The 24,915-nt window shown below is 70.8% G+C and carries 22 protein-coding genes; 15 read left to right on the top strand and 7 right to left on the bottom strand.

Features of this window, described 5'->3' with window-relative positions:
- Positions 1 to 94: 94 nt before the first annotated feature.
- From DVA86_RS31680 to DVA86_RS31690, 3 genes are all read left to right on the top strand, one after another.
- Entirely contained in the window at positions 95 to 1,228 is a 1,134-nt protein-coding gene (locus DVA86_RS31680; RefSeq protein WP_208883455.1) for a Fic family protein, read from the top strand.
- A gap of 21 nt (positions 1,229 to 1,249) precedes the next feature.
- Positions 1,250 to 1,831, top strand: coding sequence for a hypothetical protein (locus DVA86_RS31685; protein WP_208883456.1), 582 nt, complete (start codon positions 1,250 to 1,252; stop codon positions 1,829 to 1,831).
- Positions 1,832 to 2,771: 940 nt separating this feature from the next.
- Entirely contained in the window at positions 2,772 to 4,061 is a 1,290-nt protein-coding gene (locus DVA86_RS31690; protein WP_208883457.1) for a helix-turn-helix domain-containing protein, read from the top strand.
- 42 nt (positions 4,062 to 4,103) lie between these two features.
- On the opposite strand, the gene DVA86_RS31695 is transcribed toward DVA86_RS31690, so the two are convergent.
- From DVA86_RS31695 to DVA86_RS31705, 3 genes are all read right to left on the bottom strand, one after another.
- Positions 4,104 to 4,421, bottom strand: coding sequence for a hypothetical protein (locus DVA86_RS31695; protein ID WP_208883459.1), 318 nt, complete (start codon positions 4,419 to 4,421; stop codon positions 4,104 to 4,106).
- Between the two features lie 84 nt (positions 4,422 to 4,505).
- The gene (locus DVA86_RS31700; RefSeq protein WP_208883461.1) at positions 4,506 to 4,796 is read right to left on the bottom strand and encodes a hypothetical protein; all 291 of its coding nucleotides are present in this window, start codon (positions 4,794 to 4,796) and stop codon (positions 4,506 to 4,508) included.
- Positions 4,797 to 5,205: 409 nt separating this feature from the next.
- Positions 5,206 to 5,496 carry a hypothetical protein gene (locus DVA86_RS31705; RefSeq protein WP_208883461.1) on the bottom strand — a complete coding sequence of 97 codons (291 nt, stop codon included), beginning with the start codon at positions 5,494 to 5,496 and terminating at the stop codon, positions 5,206 to 5,208.
- Positions 5,497 to 5,833: 337 nt separating this feature from the next.
- Here DVA86_RS31705 and glmU point away from each other — a divergent pair, with 337 nt between their 5' ends.
- The 6 genes from glmU (at position 5,834) to DVA86_RS31735 (ending at position 11,741) form a co-directional block, all read left to right on the top strand.
- Positions 5,834 to 7,315 carry a bifunctional UDP-N-acetylglucosamine diphosphorylase/glucosamine-1-phosphate N-acetyltransferase GlmU gene (gene glmU / locus DVA86_RS31710; protein WP_208883462.1) on the top strand — a complete coding sequence of 494 codons (1,482 nt, stop codon included), beginning with the start codon at positions 5,834 to 5,836 and terminating at the stop codon, positions 7,313 to 7,315.
- An 86-nt stretch (positions 7,316 to 7,401) separates the two neighbouring features.
- Positions 7,402 to 8,379: a ribose-phosphate diphosphokinase gene (locus tag DVA86_RS31715; protein ID WP_208883465.1), complete on the top strand. Its 978-nt coding sequence runs from the start codon at positions 7,402 to 7,404 to the stop codon at positions 8,377 to 8,379.
- 237 nt (positions 8,380 to 8,616) lie between these two features.
- Positions 8,617 to 9,219: a 50S ribosomal protein L25/general stress protein Ctc gene (locus tag DVA86_RS31720; RefSeq protein WP_208883467.1), complete on the top strand. Its 603-nt coding sequence runs from the start codon at positions 8,617 to 8,619 to the stop codon at positions 9,217 to 9,219.
- 240 nt (positions 9,220 to 9,459) lie between these two features.
- The gene (pth, locus tag DVA86_RS31725; RefSeq protein WP_208883469.1) at positions 9,460 to 10,074 is read left to right on the top strand and encodes an aminoacyl-tRNA hydrolase; all 615 of its coding nucleotides are present in this window, start codon (positions 9,460 to 9,462) and stop codon (positions 10,072 to 10,074) included.
- Positions 10,075 to 10,200: 126 nt separating this feature from the next.
- Entirely contained in the window at positions 10,201 to 10,710 is a 510-nt protein-coding gene (locus DVA86_RS31730) for a hypothetical protein (RefSeq protein ID WP_208883470.1), read from the top strand.
- A gap of 248 nt (positions 10,711 to 10,958) precedes the next feature.
- Positions 10,959 to 11,741 (top strand): hypothetical protein, encoded by a 783-nt coding sequence (locus DVA86_RS31735; protein WP_208883472.1) that lies wholly within the window; start codon positions 10,959 to 10,961, stop codon positions 11,739 to 11,741.
- A 97-nt stretch (positions 11,742 to 11,838) separates the two neighbouring features.
- Here DVA86_RS31735 and ppc read toward each other — a convergent pair whose 3' ends face one another.
- The gene (gene ppc / locus DVA86_RS31740) at positions 11,839 to 14,526 is read right to left on the bottom strand and encodes a phosphoenolpyruvate carboxylase (RefSeq protein ID WP_245997802.1); all 2,688 of its coding nucleotides are present in this window, start codon (positions 14,524 to 14,526) and stop codon (positions 11,839 to 11,841) included.
- Between the two features lie 442 nt (positions 14,527 to 14,968).
- On the opposite strand from ppc, the gene DVA86_RS31745 reads away from it, so the two are divergent.
- Both DVA86_RS31745 and DVA86_RS31750 read left to right on the top strand, forming a co-directional pair.
- A complete protein-coding gene (locus DVA86_RS31745) occupies positions 14,969 to 15,964 on the top strand; it encodes an acyl-CoA desaturase (protein WP_208883475.1) in 996 nt (331 codons plus the stop codon).
- Positions 15,964 to 16,665 (top strand): TetR/AcrR family transcriptional regulator, encoded by a 702-nt coding sequence (locus DVA86_RS31750; protein ID WP_208885443.1) that lies wholly within the window; start codon positions 15,964 to 15,966, stop codon positions 16,663 to 16,665. The genes DVA86_RS31745 and DVA86_RS31750 overlap by 1 nt, the downstream gene beginning before the upstream one ends.
- Positions 16,666 to 16,744: 79 nt before the next feature.
- Here DVA86_RS31750 and DVA86_RS31755 read toward each other — a convergent pair whose 3' ends face one another.
- Positions 16,745 to 17,572 (bottom strand): methyltransferase domain-containing protein, encoded by an 828-nt coding sequence (locus DVA86_RS31755; protein WP_208883477.1) that lies wholly within the window; start codon positions 17,570 to 17,572, stop codon positions 16,745 to 16,747.
- Positions 17,573 to 17,645: 73 nt separating this feature from the next.
- On the opposite strand from DVA86_RS31755, the gene DVA86_RS31760 reads away from it, so the two are divergent.
- Positions 17,646 to 18,143, top strand: a complete 498-nt coding sequence (locus DVA86_RS31760; RefSeq protein ID WP_208883478.1) for a MarR family winged helix-turn-helix transcriptional regulator — start codon at positions 17,646 to 17,648, stop codon at positions 18,141 to 18,143.
- Between the two features lie 256 nt (positions 18,144 to 18,399).
- On the opposite strand, the gene DVA86_RS31765 is transcribed toward DVA86_RS31760, so the two are convergent.
- Positions 18,400 to 19,293 (bottom strand): response regulator transcription factor, encoded by an 894-nt coding sequence (locus DVA86_RS31765; protein WP_208883480.1) that lies wholly within the window; start codon positions 19,291 to 19,293, stop codon positions 18,400 to 18,402.
- Positions 19,294 to 19,854: 561 nt separating this feature from the next.
- Here DVA86_RS31765 and DVA86_RS31770 point away from each other — a divergent pair.
- A complete protein-coding gene (locus tag DVA86_RS31770) occupies positions 19,855 to 20,556 on the top strand; it encodes an RDD family protein (RefSeq protein WP_208883482.1) in 702 nt (233 codons plus the stop codon).
- A gap of 165 nt (positions 20,557 to 20,721) precedes the next feature.
- Positions 20,722 to 21,390 carry an RDD family protein gene (locus tag DVA86_RS31775; RefSeq protein ID WP_208883484.1) on the top strand — a complete coding sequence of 223 codons (669 nt, stop codon included), beginning with the start codon at positions 20,722 to 20,724 and terminating at the stop codon, positions 21,388 to 21,390.
- 158 nt (positions 21,391 to 21,548) lie between these two features.
- Here DVA86_RS31775 and DVA86_RS31780 read toward each other — a convergent pair whose 3' ends face one another.
- Complete coding sequence (locus DVA86_RS31780; protein WP_208885638.1) at positions 21,549 to 21,926, bottom strand: hypothetical protein; 378 nt, start codon at positions 21,924 to 21,926, stop codon at positions 21,549 to 21,551.
- 303 nt (positions 21,927 to 22,229) lie between these two features.
- Between DVA86_RS31780 and DVA86_RS31785 the strand changes: the two genes are divergently transcribed.
- Positions 22,230 to 24,617, top strand: a complete 2,388-nt coding sequence (locus DVA86_RS31785; protein WP_208883485.1) for an immune inhibitor A domain-containing protein — start codon at positions 22,230 to 22,232, stop codon at positions 24,615 to 24,617.
- Positions 24,618 to 24,915 lie beyond the last annotated feature (298 nt).

Consider the following 24,915-nt stretch of genomic DNA (forward strand, 5'->3'; position numbering starts at 1 on the left):
ACGCGGTACGGCGCAGCTCGGGCGTGCGCGCCGCAGGCGAACACCCACACCATAACACTTTGACACGATGTTCCAGTCATGGTGTTATTGAGTCATGCTGTACGAGACGCCTGCGCTGGACGCCGCCGACCACCGCGTCCTGGAAGAGATCGAGGAGATGCGGCACGCCCTGCGCCACGCACTCCGCGCCGCCCCGCAGTGGTCCGGGCAGCTGCGACGGAACCTGACCGCGCGGGCGATCGCCGGATCGAACACCATCGAGGGCTACGCTGCGACCGTCGACGACGTCGAGGCACTGATGACCGGCGAGGAACCGCTGGAGACCGGCGAGACCACCCGCGTCGAACTGGAGGGCTACCAGCGGGCGATGACCTACATCCAGGCCCTCGCGGACGCCGGCACCGCCTTCCGCTACGACGCCGGACTCCTGGGCGGGCTGCACTTCATGATGCAAGGCCATCACCTGACCAAACGGCCCGGCCGGTGGCGAGACGGCCCCGTGTACGTCACCAGCCCCGACGACCCGGCCGTACCCGCCTACACCGCGCCCGCCGCGGACCAGGTACCCGACCTGATCGGCGAGCTCCTGGAGTGGCTCAACAGCGGCGACCTCGGCACGCCGGTGCACGTACGGGCGTCGATGGCGCACCTGAACCTGGTCAACATCCACCCCTGGGCCGACGGCAACGGCCGCATGTCCCGCGCTCTGTCCACGCTCGTCTTCGCCCGCGACGGCGTCGTCCCCCCTGAGTTCTCTTCCATCGAGGAATGGCTCGGCCGCGGCCAGAACACCTACGCCTACTACCGCGTCCTGCAGCACGTCGGCGGCCCCGCGTGGGAACCCGGACGCGACACCCATCCGTGGGTCCGCTTCTGCCTCGACGCTCACCACCGACAGGCCCAGCAAGCCCAGCGCCGCCTCGACCTGTTCTCGCGCGCTTGGATCCACCTCACCGACCAGGCACATGCCGACGGCCTGGACGAGCGCGTCGTCTACGCCCTCCTCCCCGCCTTCTGGGGTGCCAAGGTGCGGCGTGCCGTCTACCAGCAGGACGCCGACCTCTCCGACCAGCAGGCCATCCGAGACCTGCGCGATCTCGTCCGCATCGGCTGGCTCACCGCGCACGCCAAAGCCCGCGCCCGCCACTATGGCCCCGGACCGCGCCTCGCCGCCGCCCAGGAGCAGATCCGCGCCTCCGTGAAGCCGTACGCCGACCCTTACGCATGATCTGCGTGAAAGAGAACTGCGATGCCTGAGATCACCGCCCGGCCCGAACCACGCACGGTCGCACTCTTCCTGATCCGGCAGACCGCGCTCGACGAAGCGGCCCGCCACGCACAAAGGCCGGACAATCAGCCCGCCCCCAACTGGGAGATGCACCACGACCTGACAGCCGCCCTTGGGGATTGGCACGCACGCGGCACGCTGCGCGAGGACTCCCTGCTGCTCACGGAATGGCTGGCGACCGAACTGTGCGCCTTCCTTCTTCACCGGCTCGGCACCCAGACCCAGGTGGAGCGGTGGCTGCGCGACTTCGGCGACGAGGTGTGCCGAACCCAGCAGCACGCCCACCCAGCCGGGCCCACTGCGATCGAGATCCTGTCGGCCGTCACCGGCAACGCGGCTGACCGTCCCGAAGGGCCCGGCGGAGCCGAGCACGTGGTACGGATCGCTACCCCATACCTGCACTACCTCCGAGCTGACCACGAGGTCGAAGACGCCCGAGAGGTCGCGTTGACCTTCGCCCTGTGGGCGGGCTCGCAGTTGGCCGCCCTGATGCACAACGATCCGGATCGGATCACCGCCTGCATGGACGCACGCGACTCCTGAACCGGGCTTACTGCCCCTCGCCGCCCTTGTCCTCGTCCAGCTCCCCACGTCCGGAACTGCTCTGGTATGGGGGTTCAGACACACATTGATCGGCAGCCGACCTTCCTGCCCGCACGGCCGCGCCCCGAGCCGGCGGTCGACGGCTGACCGGGCACTCGGGGATCAGCTGGTCAATTGCGTGCAGCGTGCAGCGGGTTGCTACCACGAGAGGGCGCGTGAGGGGCGCGTTCCGGCGAATGCGGTGTCGTTCTGACAGTTTGCCGCTACGGAACCGGAAGTACACCTGCAGAAATCAGTGATACGCCACGGATGCGTCGAATAGTACGATTCGTATTTTCGCTCTGCGTGCTATTAGGGTCACGCTCGGATGCGGACAGGACTTCGAAGGGTCGACAAACCAACATGAAGTCCTGTCCGCACACTGCACTGCCAGCACTAAATTAGGAGCTCGCATGGAACGATCCCCGCATCGTCGCCGCAGTAAACAGCTGCACAGCTGTGTAGCTGCCAGAACAGAGCTTAACAGCGGCGACGAAACTCGATCGCTGGATGCCCCGCTGGGCAAGAGTGCGTTTGCTTGGTACATCCCCGTCCTTTACTGGGTCGTCTTCATCCCCGCAGCGCTGGTCTGCGTGATCTGGACCCCGCATCCGGAGCTGCTGCCGTACCTCCAGGTGCCTCCGGAAGCGCTGTATGCAGGGGCTGCGGGAGCCGGCGCTGTCGGAAGCGGCCGCTGGCGAGCACGCCTGCGGCGATAGCCGAGGAGGGGTGGCAAGGCCTGAACGGCCTGCCACCCCTTGCCGGTCGGCGACGAAAGGCGGCTTACCGGCGCCAAATCCGGTGCCGGTAACGAAACAGCCCGCTATTCCGGTCACTGCCGTCCGTGTTCATAACGGAACTCGCACTGCCCCTTTCCGCACCCCAGGACGGAACATCACACATGACTCTGTGCGCCTACTGCGGAGCAGCTCTGGACTCCGAGGGCCAGAAGGTCGGTCGTCCGCAGAAGTACTGCGGCACCTCCTGCCGGCAGGCCGCTCACCGCTCCCGCAAGAAGGGCCGCGACGCCGCCTGCAGGAACGCCGGCACGACCGGCCCGCGGGCCGAAGCGCCGGGGAAGAAGCCGCAGCCCGCGGTTGCCCCGAGCGAGGACGTCATCATCGAAATCATCAGAGATCTCCACGAGGAGACCCGGCAGCTGCTGCGGAGCGTGGAGAGCGGATTCCCTTCGGATCCCCTGCGCCGCACCCTGAAGCTCCGCAACCACCTGGACAACCTCACCGCCGGCCTGGTCGGCCGCGCGCGTCACCACCGCATCACCTGGTCCCGCATCGGCGCCCTCCTCAGCATCAGAGAGGACACCGCCCGCCACCGCTTCACCGACGCGCACATCCAGCGCCGCCTTCGACATCTCTCCGGCGCGCGAACGGTGCCCCCGAGCTTGGGCGCGCTCTACGCCGGCGCGCCGCCTCCCGCGAAGTCATCCACGGCCGGTCCTAACGAGGAAGGGCCGCCCCTTCCTCGTACGCCTGCCAGCGCCGCCTACAACCGGCTCGCTCCCGTGCTCTCCATGCTCGCCCGCGCCTCCCAGCTTCCCCTGCAAGAACTCGGTGACCGGTGCGGCTGCTCGCCGTCGTACATGTCCCGAATCCTCAACGGCGAGCGCGTTCCGTCCTGGCCCATCACCGAGCGCTTCGCCGTCGTCTGCGGCGCCGACACCGCTGTTCTGCGGGACGTCTGGGAATCCGAGCAGCTGCGTGACCGGACGCCCCGCGATCAGCCGGCGCAGCCCTGCGGCGAGCCCGTCCTGACCAAAGACACCTCCGGCCAGTCCATAGCCCGGCTGATGTCCGCTCTGCGCACCCTGCACATCCGAGCCGGGCGGCCCACTGCCGCCGCTGTCGCCGCATCCGCGTACTGGTACTTCACTCCCGACGACGTCACCCGGATGCTCGGTGGCCGCCTCGCCGAATGGCGCAGCCTGGAGCGGCTCGTCCACGCGCTGGGTGGGAACCCCGACTACTTCCTCCCGCTGTGGAGAGCAGTCGAAGCCCGGCTCCCCGCGGCGCCGAACCCCGCTGACAGCCGCGGGGGAGAAGATGCCGCGCCCGAGCAGAAGCGGGCGGGCAGCTCTACGGACGACGTGACGGAGGAAGATCAGCGACGCGCCGGTCGGCCTCAGACAGACCGGACGCGGGCGCTACCGGACGACACGGGCGACACGTCCTGAGCCAGGCGTCTGCTCCCCGCCCGCGGGGCGTACCCGTACGGACTACTCGGCCTGGCAGGCGGCGTACTTGAGGGCGCTGCGGGCATCGACGAGAGCAGGGCCGCTGAGCGTGGCCCAGAAGGGATGCGCCTGTATCGCGGCGGCAAGCTCGGTCTCCTGCCCGCGCAGCTGATGCTCCTGCTCGGCCTGTTCGCGGCTGCGGCCCAACGGCGGGTCACCTGGCGCCCAGTGGGCCGCGCCGGACTGGGCGGAGGCTTCCGCGAAACTCGGGAGGGCAGCGAGGAGCCGGCTGCGTTCACTACGGACGCGGCACAGCTCCTTCTGCGTGTGGAGGAGTTCGTCGGGGAAGTCGAAGGTCACCCGGAATACGATACTCGTTCGATTCTGCCGGGTGGCGGCCGGCGACGAGGCGGGCACGCCGCCGGGCGCGCTCGGAGCCGCAGGTCAGCAGCTTTTGAGGCTGTGCCGCTTGCCGCCCTGGGCTGACAGGCCGTCCGCGGCCGACTCGGCGGTGAGGACCGTGACCGACGCCGTGGTGGCGAGGCCGTACTCGGCGGTGTCGGCGAGCAGGTCGGCCAGGTCGACCTCCGTGACGACGACACGCACGGCGTCGGTCTCCGTCTCGGGCACCGGAGTGTCGGCGCCGGCCGCGATCAGCCGGGCGCGGGCGAGCAGCAGCTCGGGCTCGCTCACGCGCAGCTCGGTGCGGGTGCGCAGGGTGTAGGGCAGGGACACGGGGCATCTCCGGGACGGACGGTGAAGGGCGGCAGGCGGAGGGCTGGTCCCCCGGGTGCCGGGCACGGCTGGCAGAGGGGCCCCGGGCCCGGCGTGGGGGAAGAATTTCCGGGCCCGGGGCAGTGGAGCGCGCCGGTGCGGCGCGGCTGTGGACCATTCCTGGAATTCGGACCGAAGACCGCATTAATTCCGCTGCCCTGATTTCTAGTCAGGCCCGGGTTCTGCGGTCAATCGCAGAACCCGGTTTTCTCGTGAGGCGAGAAAGGAATTCACCGGTTCTCGTGTTCTGCGTGTGGAGGAGTTCGTCGGGGAAGTCGAAGGTCACCCGGAATACGATACTCGTTCGATTCTGCCGGGTGGCGGCCGGCGACGAGGCGGGCACGCCGCCGGGCGCGCTCGGAGCCGCAGGTCAGCAGCTTTTGAGGCTGTGCCGCTTGCCGCCCTGGGCTGACAGGCCGTCCGCGGCCGACTCGGCGGTGAGGACCGTGACCGACGCCGTGGTGGCGAGGCCGTACTCGGCGGTGTCGGCGAGCAGGTCGGCCAGGTCGACCTCCGTGACGACGACACGCACGGCGTCGGTCTCCGTCTCGGGCACCGGAGTGTCGGCGCCGGCCGCGATCAGCCGGGCGCGGGCGAGCAGCAGCTCGGGCTCGCTCACGCGCAGCTCGGTGCGGGTGCGCAGGGTGTAGGGCAGGGACACGGGGCATCTCCGGGACGGACGGTGAAGGGCGGCAGGCGGAGGGCTGGTCCCCCGGGTGCCGGGCACGGCTGGCAGAGGGGCCCCGGGCCCGGCGTGGGGGAAGAATTTCCGGGCCCGGGGCAGTGGAGCGCGCCGGTGCGGCGCGGCTGTGGACCATTCCTGGAATTCGGACCGAAGACCGCATTAATTCCGCTGCCCTGATTTCTAGTCAGGCCCGGGTTCTGCGGTCAATCGCAGAACCCGGTTTTCTCGTGAGGCGAGAAAGGAATTCACCGGTTCTCGTGTCCCCCCGGTATCCTGCGGGTGTCATCCCCACCCGAAGCCGAAGGGCACACCCGTGAGCGCCAATCGCCCGGCCGCCGTCGTCGTTCTCGCAGCGGGTGAGGGCACCCGCATGAAGTCGGCGACTCCCAAGGTCCTGCACGAGATCTGCGGACGCACCCTCCTCGGACACGTCGTCGACTCGTCCCGCGCGCTGGACCCCGAGCATCTGGTCGTGGTCGTCGGGCACGCGCGCGAGCAGGTCACGGCGCATCTCGCCGACATCGACGCGGACGTGCGCACCGCCGTGCAGCACGAGCAGAACGGCACCGGCCACGCCGTGCGCACGGGCCTCGAAGCCCTCACCCGCGAGGGCGTGACCCTCACCGGCACCGTCGTCGTGACCTGCGGCGACACCCCCCTGCTGACCGGGGAGACGCTGCGGGCGCTCACCGGTGCGCACACGGCGGAGGGGAACGCCGTGACCGTGCTGACCGCCGAGGTGCCCGACGCGGACGGGTACGGCCGTATCGTCCGCGACCCGGCCACCGACGCCGTCACCGCGATCGTCGAGCACAAGGACGCGACGGACGCGCAGCGCGCACTCCGCGAGATCAACTCCGGTGTCTTCGCCTTCGACGCGCAGCTGCTGACCGACGCGCTGGCGAAGGTGCGTACGGACAACAGCCAGGGCGAGGAGTACCTCACCGACGTGCTCGGCATCGTGCGCGAGGCCGGGCACCGGGTGGGCGCGGCCGTCGCGGCGGACCACCGCGAGATCCTCGGCATCAACAACCGCGTACAGCTCGCGCAGGCGCGCCGGCTGCTCAACGAGCGGCTCCTGGAGCGCGCCATGCTGGACGGCGTGACCGTGGTGGACCCGGCGACGACGTGGATCGACGTGACGGTGTCGTACGAGCCGGACGCCGTCGTCCACCCCGGCACCCAGCTGCTCGGCGGCACGCACGTCGCCGCGGACGCCGAGGTCGGGCCCAACTCACGGCTGACGGACACGGCGGTCGGCGCGGGCGCGGTCGTGAGCAACACGGTGGCGGACGGCGCCGAGATCGGCCCGCACGCGCAGGTCGGCCCGTACACGTACCTCCGTCCCGGCACCAGCCTGGGTGCGAAGGTCAAGGCGGGCAGCTTCGTGGAGATGAAGAGCGCGACGCTCGGCGAGGGCACGAAGGTGCCGCACCTGTCGTACGTGGGCGACGCGACGATCGGTGAGCACAGCAACATCGGGGCGGCGAGCGTCTTCGTCAACTACGACGGGGTCAACAAGCACCGCAGCACGATCGGCTCGCACTGCCGCACCGGCGCGGACAATATGTTTGTGGCGCCTGTCACGGTCGGGGACGGCGCCTACACCGCGGCGGGCTCGGTGATCACCAAGGATGTGCCGCCCGGATCGCTCGCCGTCGCACGCGGCCAACAGCGCAATATTCCGGGCTGGGTGGCGCGTAAGCGGCCCGGGAGCGCGGCGGCGCAGGCGGCCGCGGCGCGTGCCGAGGAGCCGCCGGAGGAGGGCGGGGAGGGGCCCGGACAGGAGGCATGACCGCTGCGGCTGGGTAAGCGCGCGATACGGGCGGGGTTTACCGTGAAGAGGCACCCACGCGAAGCGGAACGCAAGGAGAATGTGCTGTGACCGGGATCAAGACGACCGGCGAGAAGAAACTGATGCTCTTCTCCGGCCGCGCTCACCCCGAGCTGGCGGAGGAGGTCGCGCAGCAGCTTGGCATCGGCGTGGTCCCGACCAAAGCCTATGATTTCGCCAACGGTGAGATCTATGTCCGCTTCCAGGAGTCGGCGCGTGGCGCCGACTCCTTTTTGATCCAGAGCCACACGACGCCGATCAACAAGTGGATCATGGAGCAGCTGATCATGATCGACGCGCTGAAGCGGGCCTCGGCCCGCAGCATCACGGTGATCGTGCCCTCGTACGGCTACGCGCGGCAGGACAAGAAGCACCGCGGCCGCGAGCCCATCTCCGCCCGGCTCATCGCGGACCTGCTGCGTACGGCGGGTGCGGACCGCATCCTCACCGTCGACCTGCACACAGACCAGATCCAGGGCTTCTTCGACGGCCCGGTCGACCACCTCTCGGCGCTGCCGGTGCTCGCGGACTACGTGGGCAAGAAGGTGGACCGGGACAAGCTGACGGTCGTCTCGCCGGACGCGGGTCGCGTACGGGTCGCCGACCGCTGGTGCGACCGGCTGGGCGCGCCGCTGGCGATCGTGCACAAGCGGCGGGACAAGGACGTCGCGAACCAGGTCACGGTGCACGAGGTGGTCGGCGACGTCGAGGGCCGGGTGTGCGTGCTGGTCGACGACATGATCGACACCGGCGGCACGATCTGCGCGGCGGCAGACGCGCTGTTCGCGCACGGCGCGGAGGACGTGATCGTGACGGCGACGCACGGCATCCTCTCCGGCCCGGCGGGCGACCGGTTGAAGAACTCCAAGGTCAGCGAGTTCATCTTCACTAACACGCTGCCGACGCCGGGCGAGCTGGACATCGACAAGATCACGGTGCTGTCGATGGCGCCGACGATCGCGCGCGCGGTGCGCGAGGTGTTCGAGGACGGCTCGGTGACGAGCCTCTTCGAGGAACAGGCGTAGCGGACGCGGGCGTTCCGGTTCCGCCGGATCGATCCTGCAAGATCGATTTCTGTACGGCCTTCCGCGCCGAGTAGACTCACAGAGTTGCTCGGCGAGGGAGGCCACGCCGTACGCGTCAGGCGTGCGGACGGCTGTCCGTAATCGACGCGCTCTTCGTAGCAGGCCCCCCGTGGGCCGCCTGTCGGGTGCCGGGTGACCGCCCGTTGACACCGATACGCACGATACGAGGAGCGCCTCATGGCTGACGTGAATCTCAAGGCCACCGTCCGCAGCGAGTTCGGAAAGGGTGCGTCCCGTCGGCTGCGCCGCGAGGAGCTCGTCCCCGGCGTGATCTACGGCCACGGCGCCGACCCGGTGCACGTCGCGCTGCCGAGCTACGACCTGATGATGGCGCTGAAGACCTCCAACGTCCTGATCAACCTGGATGTCGAGGGCAAGAAGGAACTGGTCATCCCGAAGGCCGTGCAGCGCGAGGCGATCCGCGGCTTCCTGGTGCACATCGACCTGCTCACCGTGAAGAAGGGCGAGAAGGTCAGCGTCGAGATCCCGATCCACGTCGAGGGCGAACTCGCGCCGGGCCAGCACGTGCTGGAGCACGGCATGAACGCCCTGCCGGTCGAGGCCGAGGCGACGCACATCCCGGAGTCGGTCACCGTCTCCGTCGAGGGCCTCAGCGCGGGCGACTCGGTGGCGGCCAAGGACATCAGGCTGCCGGCCGGGACCACGCTGGACACGGACGGCGACGCCATCGTCATCCAGGTGCTGTCGGCGCAGGCCGAGGAGCCGACGGGCGAAGAAGCGGAAGGCGAGGGCGAGGGCGGCGAGGGCTCCGGGGAGTAATCTCCCGGCCCGGCCCGCCTCGTGCCGTACGGGGCCCCGTCGCGAACGGGGCCCCGTACGTACGGGGCTCGTGCCGTACGGACTCCCGCCGTACGGGCTCATGCCGTACGAGCTTGTGCCGTACGGGATCGTCTGGATGCGGATGGTCCCGTACGGGACACTCACCCTGTTTCCGTCCGCCGCCCCGCGTCGCCCGCGAGGCGGCGTGCCGTCTCCCAGCTGCCGCCGGAGGTCCCGGACATGTCGACCAACGCCACCTCGCCGAGCGGCGCCGGGGCGGAGCCGTGGCTGATCGCGGGCCTCGGCAACCCGGGGCCGCAGTACGCGGGGAACCGGCACAACGTCGGGTTCATGGTCGCCGACCTGCTGGCGTCCCGGATCGGCGGCTCGTTCAAGACGCACCGCGCCCGCGCGCAGGTCCTGGAGGGCCGCATCGGCACGCCCGGGATCTCCAGCCACCGGATCATCCTGGCCAAACCGATGTCGTTCATGAACGTCTCGGGCGGACCGGTCACCGCGCTGCGCGACTTCTACCGGGTGCCGGTCGAGCGCATCGTCGCCGTGCACGACGAGCTGGACATCGACTACGGCGCCCTCCGCCTCAAGAAGGGCGGCGGTGACAACGGCCACAACGGCCTCAAGTCGATCACCAAGTCCCTCGGCCCCGACTACCACCGCGTCCGCTTCGGCGTCGGACGGCCGCCGGGCCGCATGACCGTCGCCGACTACGTGCTGCGGGACTTCTCCACCGTGGAACGCAAGGAACTGGACTACTTCGTGGACCGCGCCGCCGACGCCGTCGAAGCCCTCGTCGTGGACGGCCTCGAGCGCGCCCAGAGCACGTACAACTCCTGAGCCGCAAGGGCGTGCAGGGGCATCCAAGAGTGTGAAGAAGTCAAGAAGAACGCGTACGAGCCGGTAACGGACCAAGCGGGCAGCGGAGGTTGACCACGCGCCGCGCCATGGCGAAGTATCGCCGCCATGTCACCGAGCAGCGTCACGAAACGGAGCCGCATACGCCGGGCCGGCGAGAGCGCGTTCGGGATGCTGCTGCTCGCCAAGACCGCCCTGATGGCCCTGCTGGCGATGCTGCTGCTGATCGCCGGCGTGTGGACGTCGTGGGACACGGCGGAGCCCGCGATGTTCTCGGGAGAGCGGGAGCGCGGCACCCTCGCGGTCGGGAAGTGCGGCGACGACGAGTGCCGCGGCGCCTTCACGCCGGGCAGCGGGGGCAAGCCGCGGGACGGCGTGGTGATCTCCAAGACGGTGGCCGAGGGGCGCGGCGAGACCCTCGACGTGGCCCTGCGCCCGGGCACGGACGAGGTCGTGCGCACCGGCCCCGCGGGCATGCTGTACGCCTGGGTGCCGCTGGCCGGGGCGCTGCTGCTGGCCTCGGTGGTGGTCGCGGGAGGGCTGCGGCTGCGGCGTACGGCGTGGGTGATGGGACTGCTGGGCGCGGGCGTGATGGGCGCGTCGTTCCTGACGCTCTAGCGCTCACCACACTAGACAGGGCTCATTCCGCTTTGGTGACACTCCGGGTTGGCCATCACCCCGGCCGGGCTACGTTTCGCAACTGAGCGTTGTCACTGCATCGTTATCCAGTCGATTTGCCGCACGGCATATGCAAAGCCGCATATGCGACATTCCCTTCTTGACCGGCCCGTCGCGGCACAACAAGCTGTGCCTGGACACGGTCTGACCCCCCGATTCCCCTTCCAGTCCCTGAAGTTGGATGGCTCATGCGCGCCCCATCTCCGGCGTCCGCCCTGTCGGCTGCCGCAGCCGTCTCCCTGCTGCTGGCCCCGGCCGCGTACGCGACCCCCCAAGGCGACTACGGCACCGTGCGGATCCACGACGCCGCCAGCGGCGAGGAAGTACGCCCCGGCGGCCCCGAGGTCTGCACCTTCTACCTCGACGGCGACGGCTTCGACGGCTCCCGGCGCATCAGCTGGCAGATAGCCGAGCGCACGGAGTCCGGCGGGCGCGGCACCGTCGCCGAGACGGGCACGCTGGTGCTCGACGGCGACGGGCACGGGCGTACGGGCGGGCTGTCCCTGGCGGACGGCTCCTACGAGCTGATCTGGAACCTCGGCGGCGAGCGCGAGACCACCCACACCGCCCCGTTCGCGGTCGACTGCGACAGCCGTGGCGGATCCGGCGGTACGGCGCCCTCCAGCCCGGCGGGCCCCGAGCGGGACCAGCCCTCCGAGCCGTCCCCCGGGCAGGGCTCAGACAGCTCAGACAGCTCAGACAATCCAGACGACACCGGCCCCGGCCACGGCTCCGAGCCCGGACCGGGCCCCGAACCGGAGCCCGAAACGGAACCGCCCGCCAGCGCCACGGCCGTCCCGGAGCCCATCCCCTCCGAGCCCTCGGCGCCCTCCCCCAACGGCGACAGCGACCTCGCCCAGAGCGGCTCCGGCCTCCCCACGGGCGCCCTCGCCACCGCCGCCGCCTCGCTCCTGGGCGCGGGCACGTACCTGGTGCTGCGCCGTCGCAACACCCCCGGCCGCCGGCGCTGAACGGCCCGCGGGACCCGCGCGCGTACGGGACCCGCGCCCGTACGGCACGCGGGCCCGCCGGCGTACGGCACGCCCGCGGGCCCGGCGTACGGCCCGCTCAGCCCGTGTTGCGCAGCCCCGCCGCCACGCCGTTGACCGTCAGCAGCAGGGCGCGGGACAGGAGTTGGTCCGGTGCCTCGCCGCGCGCCGCGGCCTCGCGCTGCCGGTGCAGCAGGGTGACCTGGAGGTACGAGATCGGGTCGAGGTACGCGTCGCGGATCTGGAACGTCTGGCGGAGCGCCGGGTTGGCGTCCAGCAGCGCGTCCTCGCCGGTGATCCGCAGCACCTCGCTGACGGTCAGCGCGTGCTCCGCCTCGATCGTCGCGAAGACGTGCCGCAGCTCCTGAGGCACCAGCGTCTCCACGTAGTGCCGGGCGATCCGCAGGTCGGTCTTGGCGAGGGTCATCTCGACGTTGGACAGGAAGTTCTGGAAGAAGTGCCAGTGCGCGTACGCCTCTTCGAGCACCGTGTCCAGACCGGCCTCGCGCGCCGCACGCAGCCCCGAGCCCACCCCGTACCAACCGGGCACGATCTGCCGTGACTGCGTCCAGCCGAACACCCACGGGATGGCCCGCAGCCCGTCCAGGCCCGCGCCGCTGTCCGGGCGGCGGGAGGGCCGCGAGCCGAGGTGCAGCTCGGCGAGCTGGTCGACGGGCGTGGACGCGAAGAAGTACGCGGGCAGGTCCGGGTCCTCGACCAGCCGCCGGTACGCGCCGTGCGCCGCGTCGGACACGGTGTCCATGGCGGCGTCCCAGCGGGCCAGCGCCTCGTCGGACTGCCGGGGCGCGGTGTGCAGCGCGGACGCCTGGAGGGTGGCGGCGACGGTGAGTTCGAGGTTCTCCCGCGCCAGCGACGGCACCAGGTACTTGTCGGAGATGACCTCGCCCTGCTCGGTCAGCTTGATCTCGCCCTCCAGGGTGCCCCAGGGCTGCGCGAGGATCGCGTCGTGCGTGGGGCCGCCACCGCGCCCGACGGTGCCGCCGCGGCCGTGGAACAGCCGGAGCCGTACGCCGTGCCGGTGCGCCACGTCGCGCAGCCGCCGCTGCGCCCGGTGGATCTCCCACTGCGAGGTGGTGATGCCGCCGAACTTCGACGAGTCCGAGTACCCGAGCATGACCTCCTGCCGGTCACCGCGGAGCGCGACCAGCCGCCGGTAGGACGGGTCGGACAGCATCGCGTCCAGCAGCTCGTCCGCGATCCGCAGCTCGTCGGTGGTCTCCAGCAGCGGCACGATGCCGATCCGCGCCCAGCCGCCGTGCAGGTCGACCAGGCCGGCCTCGCGCGCGAGCACGGCCGCCGCGAACACGTCGTCGGCACCCTGGCACATGGAGATGATGTACGACTCGATGACCTCCGGACCGAAGGTGTCCAGCGCCTTGCGGACCGTCTGGAAGACGCCGAGCGTGCGCGCGCCCGCGTCGTCCAGCGGCGGCGGGCTCGGGGCCAGCGGGCGCCGCGACCGCAGCTCCTTGGCGAGCAGCCGCTGCCGGTAGTCCCGCGGCATGTCGAGGTAGCGCCACGACTCCTCGCCGAGCCGGTCGAAGAGCTGCCCGAGGGCGTGGTGGTGCGCGTCGGCGTGCTCCCGTACGTCCATGGTGGCCAGCTGCAGCCCGAACGCGGCCAGGGTGCGCAGCACGCGCTCCAGGTGCCCGTCGGCGACGAGGCCGCCGCGGTGCTCGCGCAGCGAGTCCTGCAGCAGGGTCAGATCGGCGAGCAGCTCGCCCGTGCCGAGGTAGTCGCGGCCGGGGGCGTGCGGGGTGTCGTTGGCCAGCCGGTCGCGGGTGTTGAGGAGCTTCTGCCGGACGCAGGTGGCCTTGAGGCGGTACGGCTCCTCGGCGTTGAGGCGCTTGTAGCGGGGGCTGATCTCGGGCAGCCGGTCCAGGTCGGCGTCGAGCGACTGGAGCAGCTCGGGGGTGGCGCCGCAGTTCCGGATGGAGTTGGAGAGGGCGCCGCGCAGCTCGTCGACGTGCTCCAGCGCGTCGGTGATGCCGTGCTCGTGCTGGAGCAGCAGCACGTCCCAGGTGACCTGCGGGGTGACGTTCGGGTTGCCGTCGCGGTCGCCGCCGATCCAGGTGCCGAACGTCAGCGGCCGGGTGCCGGACGGCAGCGGTGCGCCCGCCCGCTCCAGCTCCGCGGCCAGGTCCTCCAGCACGTCGCCGACGGCGCCGCGGTGCAGCTCGTCGAGGTAGTAGACGGCGTTCCGCGCCTCGTCGGCGGGCTCGGGGCGTACGACGCGGAGCTCGTCGGTCTGCCACACCAGGTCGATGTTCTCGGCGAGCCGCAGATCCGTACGGCGCCGGTCGGCGGTCTCCGTACGCTCCAGCAGCCCGGCGATCTTCCGCAGCTTGGTGAGCACCGAGCGGCGCGCGGCCTCCGTCGGGTGGGCGGTGAACACCGGGCGGACGCCGAGGTTCCGGGCGGTCTCGGCGAGGTGCCGCTCGTCGGCGTCCTTCAGCATGTCGGCCGTACGCGACAGGTTGCCGCCCTCGGCGGCGCGGCGGGCCCGGAACTCGCGGCCGCGGTGCACCTGTTCGGTGACGTTCGCCAGGTGGAAGTACGTGGAGAAGGCCCGTACGAGCTTCGCCGCCGTCTCCAGGTCGGTCCGCGCGAGCAGGGCGGCGGCGGCCTCGCCGTCGCTGCGCGTCAGCGCGCGCACGCGCTCGACGAGTTCGAGGAGCTCGGGGCCCTCCTGGCGGACGAGGGTCTCGCCGAGGAGGTCGCCGAGGCGCCGGATGTCGGCCCGCAGCGCGGAGGTCTCCGCCTGGCTCGCCGGCTGGGACGCCTGGCCCGGCTGGTCCGCGGGCGGGGCCGCCGCCCGGTCCGCCGGCGCGCTCGCCGGCCGGTCACCGCGGCCGGCGGGCGGCCCGGCGGAGGTCTCGGTACGGGTCTCGGCGGCGGACTCGGCGCTGCTCACAGGTGCGGCTCCTTGCGGCTTCTGGCTTCCGGTGCTGGGTATCCCGGTGCTCGGCTCCGGGGTGCTCGAGGCAGGTCACGGACCGCGCTGTCCGACGGACCCAGGATAGGTCGAGGCACTGCCCGCGTGACACGGCGTCCAGGTGATGGTCACGCCGGGGCGGGGTACCTGTCCTCTTGCTCCCGCGAGGGAGCCTGCGATAGTTACGTCCCCGTAGGTTACGGTTCCGTAGCCTCAGTCCCCGCCCGCCCCCGGTCCCGATGAGGACAGCGTCATGACCCGTAGCCAGGATGTGCTCGAGACGAACGCGAGCACCCCGCTCAAGGCATCCGAAGACTCCCCACTCCCCTCCGCCACCCTGGGCGGTGAGCAGCGCCGCTCACTCGAGCAGATCACGCTCCTGCTCTTCATCACCGTCCCGTTCCTGGCCCTGGTCGCGGCCGTGCCGCTGGCCTGGGGATGGGGCGTGAGCTGGCTCGACCTGGGCCTCCTGGTCGGCATGTACTACGTGGGCTGCCACGGCATCACGATCGGCTTCCACCGCTACTTCACCCACGGCTCGTTCAAGGCGAAGCGCCCGCTGCGCATCGCGCTCGCCGTCATGGGCTCGCTGGCCGTCGAGGGACCGCTGGTCAGATGGGTGGCCGACCACCGCAAGCACCACAAGTTCTCGGACGCCGAGGGCGACCCGCACTCGCCGTGGCGGTACGGCGAGAGCGTCCCGGCCCTGCTGAAGGGCCTGTGGTGGGCCCACATGGGCTGGATGTTCGACGAGGAGCAGACGCCGCAGCACAAGTACGCGCCGGACCTGATCAAGGACCCGGCGATCCGCGCCGTCTCGCGGCAGTTCGTGCTGTGGACGGTCGTCTCGCTGGCCCTCCCCCCGCTGGTGGGCGGACTGGTCACGATGTCCTGGCAGGGGGCGCTGACGGCGTTCTTCTGGGGTTCACTCGTCCGGGTGGCGTTGCTGCACCACGTCACGTGGTCGATCAACTCCATCTGCCACGCGGCCGGCAAGCGCCCCTTCCAGTCCCGCGACAAGTCCGGGAACGTGTGGTGGCTGGCCGTCCTCTCGTGCGGCGAGTCCTGGCACAATCTGCACCACGCCGACCCGACGTGCGCACGTCACGGCGTCGAGCGCGGGCAGCTGGACTCCAGCGCCCGGATCATCCGCTGGTTCGAGAAGGCGGGCTGGGCGTACGACGTACGCTGGCCGAAGCGTGACCGGATCGACGCCCGCCGCAAGGAGCAGCCCGCCGACGCGGCATGATGGATCCCGTGCCGACCGATGACCGAACGAACGCGACGAGTAAGAAGGACAAACCTCCTACGTCTGCTCCGTCAGGCTCCCGGCGCGCCCGCCGCCGTATGACCGGCAAGGAACGCCGGGAGCAGCTCCTGGACATCGGCCGGACACTGTTCGCCGAGCGCGGCTTCGAGGCCACCTCGGTGGAGGAGATCGCGGCGAAGGCCGGGGTCTCCAAGCCGGTCGTCTACGAGCACTTCGGCGGCAAGGAAGGGCTGTACGCGGTGGTGGTCGACCGCGAGATGCGCCAGCTGCTGGACATGGTGACCGGCGCGCTCACCGGCGGCCACCCGCGCGAGCTGCTGGAGCAGGCGGCGTTCGCGCTGCTCGACTACATCGAGCAGTACACGGACGGGTTCCGCATCCTCGTACGGGACTCGCCGGTGGCCCAGTCGACCGGCACCTTCGCCTCGCTGATCAGCGACATCGCGACCCAGGTCGAGGACATCCTGGGCCGCGAGTTCAAGAACCGCGGCTTCGACCCGAAGCTCTCGCCCCTCTACGCCCAGGCCCTGGTGGGCATGGTCGCGCTCACCGGGCAGTGGTGGCTCAACGCGCGCAAGCCGAAGAAGGCCGAGGTCGCCGCCCACCTGGTGAACCTGGCCTGGCACGGGCTGGACGGGCTGGAGCAGAAGCCGCGGCTGATCGGGCACCGGAGGCTGTGAGCGGGCGCCGTACGGGTGCCGAACGGGCGCCGTACGGGTGCCGTACGGGTGCTGCTTCGACGCTTCGGCGCGTACCGCGTTACCGCTTTACCGCCACGACGAAGACGCGGCGGAACGGGAACCGCGTCCCTCGGTCCGTCGCCGGATAGGCGGCGGCGAGCGCGGCGCGGTACTCCTCCAGGAAGGCGTCGCGCGCCGCGCCGTCGCCCTCGAGGCGGCTCAGGACGGGGCGCAGCGCGGTGCCCTTCACCCACTCCAGTACGGCGTCCGGGCCGGGCAGCAGCTGGTGGTACGTGGTCTCCCACGCGTCCACGTCGCAGTCCAGCCGCTCCAGGTCCGCGATGTACCCGGCCGGGCCCGCGACGGTGTCCGGCCGTGCCGCGAGATCACCGAGCCGGTCGCGCCAGCGCGGCGCCGTACACAGGCCGGCCAGCGTGGTGTGGCTCGGCGAACGGAAGTTGCCCGGCACCTGGAAGGCGAAGACGCCGCGTGCGGCGAGCGTGCCGAGCCACTCCCCGAAGTACGCGCGGTGGTCCGGCACCCACTGGAGGGCGGCGTTGGCGACGACCAGGCCGAAGTGCTCGGCGTCGGGCGGGCGCCAGTCGTTCAGGTCGGCGTACGTGAAGTCCAGCCGGCCGCCGTGCCGCGCGCTGCCTTCGAGCCGGTACGCCTGCTCCAGCATGTGCGGGGAGTTGTCGTAGCCGGTGATGTGGGCGGCGGGCCACCGCTCGGCGAGGAGCGCCGTGGAGTTGCCGGGCCCGCAGCCGAGGTCGGCGACGCGCGGCGCGGGCTCGCCGGGCACGCCCGGCACACCGGCCAGCAGGTCGCGCAGCGGGCGGGCGCGCAGGGCCTCGAAGCGGAGGTACTGGTCCGGCGCCCAGGACGGTGACGGTTCGGGAGAATCCATGGGCGTATGGTCCCGAGAGGTATATCTTGATGTCAAGAGACTTCATGTCGACAGAACTACTACACTGATCGGCATGGAGGACGAGGTCGACCGACTGGTTGCAGCATGGCGCCGCGAGCGCCCGGACCTCGACGTGGAGCCGTTGGAGGTCCTGAGCCGGGTCAGCAGACTGGCGCGGCATCTGGACCGGGCACGCCGGATCGCGTTCGCGGAACACGGCCTGGAGCCGTGGGAGTTCGACGTCCTCACGGCTCTGCGGCGCGCGGGCGCCCCGTACCAGCTGTCGCCCGGCCAGCTGCTCACCCAGACCCTGGTCACGTCCGGCACCATGACCAACCGCATCGACCGGCTGGCCAAGAGCGGCCTGGTCGAGCGGCTGCCCGACCCCAGCGACCGGCGCGGCGTCCTCGTACGCCTCACCGCGGAGGGCCGCCGCCGCGCCGACGGCACACTGGCCGGCCTGCTGGCCCAGGAACGCGCGATCCTGGCCGAGCTGTCGACGGCGCAGCGGGGGGAACTGGCGGGTCTGCTACGGCAGTTGACGGCGCCGTTCGACAACACCCCGATCTGACGCCTCGATCTGACGCGCCCGGCCGCGTCCAGCCGGCGCCGTCGGAGCCCCATCCGGCACATGGGCACGAGCCCCTGCCGAATCAAGCCCGTCCGGCGATTTGAGGACGGCCCTCGGCCACGAAGCCCGTGCGCTGGCCCGCGCGGCTTGGTCCCGTAACGGCCGTGGCCGCTCCCGGCCGTCCTCAAACGCCGGACGGGCTGGGGAGGGCGAGCCCTCACGCCGCCGATGAGCTTCCGTACGGCGACGGCGGGCCTCAGTGAGCGGGCGGCGGCACCGGCTCCGCGCGGTCCAGGTCGACCGGCCCCACACCCGCCCGCCGCGCCAGCGCCACCGCCGCCAGCGTCGAGTGCACTTCGAGCTTGCCCAGCACGTTCTGCATGTGCGTACGGACGGTGTGCGGGGAGAGGTAGAGCCGTTCGGCCACCGCCTTGCGGCCCAGCCCCGCGACCATGCAGCGGAGCACCTCGTGCTCGCGCGGCGTCAGGGCCTCGACGAGCCGTTCGCTCTCCGTACGGTGCTTGCGCGTCGCCGTCAGCTCGCGCAGGACGCCCGTGAGGAGCGCGGGAGGCAGATGCGTCTCGTCCTTCAGCACGCCGCGGATGACCTGGAGCAGACGCGAGAGGGAGCAGTCCTTCGCCACCCAGCCCGCGGCCCCCGCCTGGAGCGCGGCGGCCGCGTGGCGCGGGTCGTCGCGTTCGGCGAGCACCACGGTGCGCATCGCCGGGTATTCGGCGCGGACCCGGCCGACGAGCGCGATGCCGCCCGTCTGCGCCGCGAGGAAGCCGTTCCGGCTGCCCACCTCGGCCGGCTCGGGGACGGCCGGGGCGGTGACGGTGGCGGCGGGCGCGGTGACCGTTGCGGAGGCGGCCGGTGAAGGGGCGCTGTGCGCCGCGCCGTTGACGGCCGCCGCCGGCGGCCGGGCCGCGGGTACGGTCGCGGCGGGGCCGGGCGGTTCGCCCAGGTCCGCGTCGATCAGCAGCACGCCGAAGTCGCGCCCCTCGGCGACCGCCCGCTCCAGACAGCGCACGGCGGCCGGACCGCTTCCGGCGGCCGCCACCTCTACGTCCTGTTCGGCCGCCAGCGCGGCGGCGAGCGACTCGGCGAATATGCGGTGGTCGTCGACGACCAGCACCCGGATCCGTTGCATGACACCCCCTCACGGAGGGATACGGCGTCCGGCTCGGGTTCCCTGCGCCGACCGGTCACCGCCGGCTCCGCCGCTGCCCCGACCCGGGCGTCGCACCCGGCTGTCTCGCCCCCTGATCGACACCGGAACCCCCACCGGTGGTGTGCATCACGCTCAGGGTACGGGCGGGCACAGAGATCGGAAGGGTGATTGGCGAAACTGATCTCAGTGCGCGGTGAGGGCGTGGCGCGTGCGCGTGACCACGCGCACGCGCCTCGTGGCCGGGGGCCGTCCTCAAACGCCGGACAGGCTTGAAGCCCCGCCGGACCGGCTTGGGGTGGTGCGGGCGCTTCCCCCGGGTCTAGGTGTGTTGTCTCGGGACGTTGGTGACACGCGGGCCGGGTTGTTGAACAGGTGAGGGCCTTCTGGGTTCGGTGTGGATTGCGACATCTACCGCCGACCGCCAGGAGGCCCCGCTCGGCGCCGATCGTGCCAGTGATCGCTGGCGCAGTTGTAAACGAGCGGTGAAGACTGGTTACCGCCGGGTATGCGGGTGCGCACAGCGGCCGTACGCTCACCCCCATGACGGACTCGCAGGACCCCGAACGGCCCGAAACCGAACGCCCGGAACCCGCCCCGGACCCCGCGGCGCGCCCTCCGTGGGCCCAGCAGGTGCACGACCTGGCGCAGCAGCCCGCCGCAGGCGGCCTGCCCGCGCAGCCGCACAGCGGCGGCCCGGACGCCGTGGCGCCCTGGCGGCCGCCCGCCTCCGACCCGTTCCTGCAGGCCGCGCAGCAGCAGGCGCGGCCCGCGGGGCTCGGCAAGCGGTTCGCCGCGCGGGTGGTCGACGGCATCTTCGTGTTCGGGGTGGCGGCCGCGGTGGCCTTCCCGTTCGTCGGCAAGGCCGACGACCACATCCAGGGGAAGATCGACGCGGCCGAGCAGGCCGGCGTGACGCGCCAGGTCTGGCTGATCGACGGGACGACCGGCGGCTATCTGGCCCTCGTCCTCGGCGCGTTCCTGGTCTTCGGGCTGCTCTACGAAGCGCTGCCCACCGCCCGTTGGGGCCGCACGCTCGGCAAGAGGCTGTTCGGCCTCAGGGTGCTGGACGTCGAGCGCCAGGACACCCCCGGCGGTCGCGCGGCGGTGGTCCGCTGGCTGACGTACAACGTGCTGATGGTGCTGGTGATCGGCGTGGTCAACGCGGTGTGGTGTCTGTTCGACCGGCCGTGGCGGCAGTGCTGGCACGACAAGGCGGCCCGTACGTTCGTCGCGGGGAAGTGACGGCGGGCCGCCGTACGCGGCGCCCCGCACCAGGTACGCGGCGCCCCGCACCACGCGCGGCGCCGCCCCGTACGCACCCGGCACGGACGCCCCGTACGCATCCCGCGTCCCTCCAACGGACGGTGCGGGATGCGGCCCGCCGGGGGGCGCGTTCCACTCGATGGCATGAGCACCGAACAGCCGGAGAACGACCCGTTCCGGAAACCGCCGCCGTCCGAGCCCCCGCCGCAGCAGCCGTCCGCCGGTTCACCGTACGGTGAACCGGCGCCGGGCAGCGGCTCCCCGTACGGCAGCGGCTCCCCGTACGGTGGCGCGCCACCGCCGCCCCCGCCGGGCGGGGGCGATCCGTACGGTGGCAGCCCGTACGGGCACGCGGGCGGTGCCACCGACCCGCTCGCCGGGATGCCGCCGCTGGCGTCGCGCGGCAAGCGGCTGCTGGCCCGGATCATCGACGCGCTGATCGTCGGCATCCCGGTCGGCGTCGTCATGGGGCTCATCGCGGGCTTCGAGTACGACAACAACAGCGCCAACTTCTGGCAGGGCGGCGTCTACACCATCGTCTACTTCCTCTACGAGGGCGTGCTGCTGTCCAAGTCCGGCCAGACCATCGGCAAGAAGGTCATGAACATCCGGGTGGCGATGCTGCGCGACGGCTCGGTGCCCGCCGGCTCCCCGGGCTGGTCGAGGGCAGCCGTCTACCAACTGCCCACGCTGGTGCCCTGTCTGGGGTCGCTCTTCTGGCTGGTGAACGTGTTGTTCTGCACCTGGGACCAGCCGTACCGGCAGTGCCTCCACGACAAGGCGGCCAAGACCGTCGCCGTGGCGGCGAGTTGAGGAGCGGGCCGTGGGGCCCTCCCCAGGGCGGAGCCCGAGGGGACGGGTCTCCCCAGGGCGAAGCCTGAGGAGTGGGGCCTCCCCAGGGCGGAGCCCGAGGAGTGGGGTCTCCCCAGGGCGGAGCCCGAGGGGAAGGGCGCTTCGGGCCGGCTGACCGGTCAGCGGCGCAGCGACACCTGCGGCCGCGCCCCGGCGGGACGCCCGCGGCGCAGCGGTACCAGCGGCTCCGTGGCCGTTGTCCAACTCCCGGAAGCGCCCGCGGCCGGCGACGACGCCGGGACGGCGGAAGCCGAAGCGGAAGCGGGGGTGGAGGCCGAAGCGGAGGCGGCCGTGCGGCCGTGCTCTGCACGGGCTGTACGGGCCGTACGGGCCATGGGAGCGGTGAGGGCGACGAGCAGCCCCAGTCCCAGCGCCGCCACGGCTATCACCATGATCCCGGCGCCCGAGGTGACCCCCGAGAGCAGCAGCATGGCGAAGGTCGAGAAAACGACGGTGACCGAACCGTAAGCGAGCTGTGCGGGGGTCGGACGCGGCATGGCGGGATCCGTCCTCGGGGGGCTGTCGGGGGTACGCGGAGTCATACGAGTCGGTATGAAGTGCACGCCGTCGAACGACTCTACGATGCGAACTGCCCACCCGGTAGCGGGGTAAGCGTGACCTAACCCACGCCGCTGTTGCACAGGGGGCGCACGGGCGCACGAGGTCTCGGCGATCCCAACAGATGGACGCAGCAACCTACTGCTGTGCTCCGTAACGAATCAAGGTCTGTCTTTTCCCGCGTCACTCCGGTCGAATACTTCCCGTCAAGTCACTGCGCTTGCAGGGGAGGACACCGACAAGTGAACAGCAGACGGAGATCCATAAGATCCAGATCGGCAGCCCTGGCCACCGCGGTCGCGGCGCTCGGGGCGGCAGTGCTGCTGCCCGCCAACAGCGCGCAGGCCCAGCCGGATCCGCAGCCGAAGCAGCAGGCCGACACCCAGGCCGAACGGGGCAAGGCCGACCCGGCCGAGAAGCAGCAGCCCAGCCACAATCTGGACGGACCGTTCAGCGCGGAGCAGCGCACGGAACGTCAGGCGGCACTGCAGAAGCTCGCCTCAGGGGACGGTGAGAAGGGGCAGGCCGACACCTTCTCGCGGGACGACTCCAAGGTGATGAAGCTCGGCGACGAGAAGTACGTCGAGCTGGCGCGGGAGAAGACGGACAAGATCTTCACCATCCTGGTGGAGTTCGGCGACAAGGTCGACCCCAAGTACGGCGGCACCCCCGGCCCGCTGCACAACCAGATCAAGAAGCCGGACCGCAAGGACGACAACTCGACGTACTGGAAGGAGGACTTCAACCGCGAGCACTTCACGGACCTCTACTTCGGCGAGGACACCGAGGACTCGCTCAAGACGTACTACGAGAAGCAGTCCTCCGGCCGCTACTCCGTCGAGGGCACCGTCTCCGACTGGGTGAAGGTCGACCACAACGAGGCCCGCTACGGCTCCAACTACTGCGGCGACACCACCTGTCCGACCGTGTGGGACGCGATACGCGACGGCGTCGAGTCCTGGATCGCGGACCAGAAGGCGGACGGCAAGACCGACGACGAGATAGCGCAGCTCATCTCCGAGTACGACGAGTGGGACCGCTACGACTTCGACGGTGACGGCGACTTCAACGAGTCGGACGGCTACATCGACCACTTCCAGTTCATCCACGCCGGCGAGGACGAGTCCGCCGGCGGCGGCGAGCAGGGCGAGGACGCGATCTGGGCGCACCGCTGGTACGCGTACGGCACCGACGCGGGCCACACCGGCCCCGACGGCAACAAGTCGGGCGGCACCGAGATCGGTGACACCGGCATCTGGGTCGGCGACTACACCGCGCAGCCGGAGAACGGCGGACTCGGCGTCTTCGCCCACGAGTACGGTCACGACCTGGGCCTGCCGGACCACTACGACACCACGGGCACCGGCGAGAACTCCGTCGGCTTCTGGTCCCTGATGTCCTCGGGCTCCTGGCTCAACAAGGGCAAGGACGCGATCGGCGACTCGGCCGGCGACCTGAACGCCTGGGACAAGTTCCAGCTGGGCTGGCTGGACTACGAAACCGCGAAGGCGGCCACCAAGTCCACGCACACGCTGGGGTCTCAGAGCTATCAGACGAAGAACCCGCAGGCGCTCATCGTCGAGTTGCCCAAGAAGAAGGTCACCACCACCATCACCAAGCCCGCGGAGGGCGACAAGCAGTGGTGGAGCGGCAGCGGCGACAACCTGCGGAACACGATGAGCCGTTCCGTCGATCTCACCGGCAAGTCCAGCGCCTCGCTGGATCTCAAGGGCTGGTGGGACATCGAGGAGAACTACGACTACCTCTACACCGAGGTCTCCACCGACGGCGGCGCCAACTGGACGCCCCTGGACGGCACAGCGGACGGCGAACCCATTCCGCGGGACGGCGGCGACCGGCCCGCGCTGAGCGGTGTGTCGGAGTCGTACCGCGACCTCTCGTACCCGCTGGACGAGTACGCGGGCAAGAAGGTTGATCTTCGCTTCCGTTATCTCACCGACGGCGGAGTGGCCCAGAAGGGCTTTGCCGCGGACGCCGTTTCGGTCACCGCGGACGGCGAGAAGGTCTTCGAGGACGGCGCCGAGGGAGACGACAACGGCTGGACCGCGGACGGGTTTTCGCGCATCGGCGAGTCCTTCACGAAGGACTACGAGCAGTTCTACATCGCCGAGAACCGGCAGCACGTGGGGTACGACAAGTCGCTCGCGCACGGCCCGTACAACTTCGGCTGGCCCTCGACACGGCCCGACTGGGTGGAGCGCTACGACTACCAGAAGGGCCTGCTGATCTGGCTCTGGGACACCTCGCAGGCGGACAACAATGTCGGCGTTCACCCAGGTGAGGGGCTGATCCTGCCGGTTGACGCGCACGCGAAGCCGGAGCGCTGGAGCAACGACGACAGTCTGATGCGCGGACGCATCCAGGCGTACGACTCGCCGTTCAGCTGGTACCCCTCGAACGGGATGAAGCTCCACAACGACGGCAAGAAGACAGTTGTCTGGCCGAAGTGGGGCACACCGGTATTCGACGACCACAAGGGGACGTACTGGTACGAGAGCAACCCGCAGGCGGGTGTGAAGGTGCCGGATACAAACACCCGGATCAAGATCCTGAAGCAGCCCTTCAGTGGTAAGACGATCACAGTCGGAGTGGGGCCCTCGACGAGTTAATTTGCATCGTTGCAGGTCAAAACATGATCGGCCGTTACCCCCTGGCGGGGAGCGGCCGATCACGTTTAGATGCCCTCACGAGGTTCTTCTGACGACCAGTCCGCGGGGGAGTTGTTGATCATGGCTGTAGGCGGTTTCGCCCAGCTTCCGGACGGCAGTGTGATCGTCGCGCTGTCGCTGCCGCGTCCGGGTGCGCCGCACGGCGGCACGACGGGTGCGGCGGGCGCGGCGCCTGCCGCCCCAGGCGCCTCTGGCGGCGCCTGGGCGGGCGCGGGCGGGGGCCCTGGCGGTCCGCCCG

This window comes from Streptomyces armeniacus (genome assembly GCF_003355155.1).
GTDB classification, from domain to species: Bacteria; Actinomycetota; Actinomycetes; order Streptomycetales; family Streptomycetaceae; genus Streptomyces; species Streptomyces armeniacus.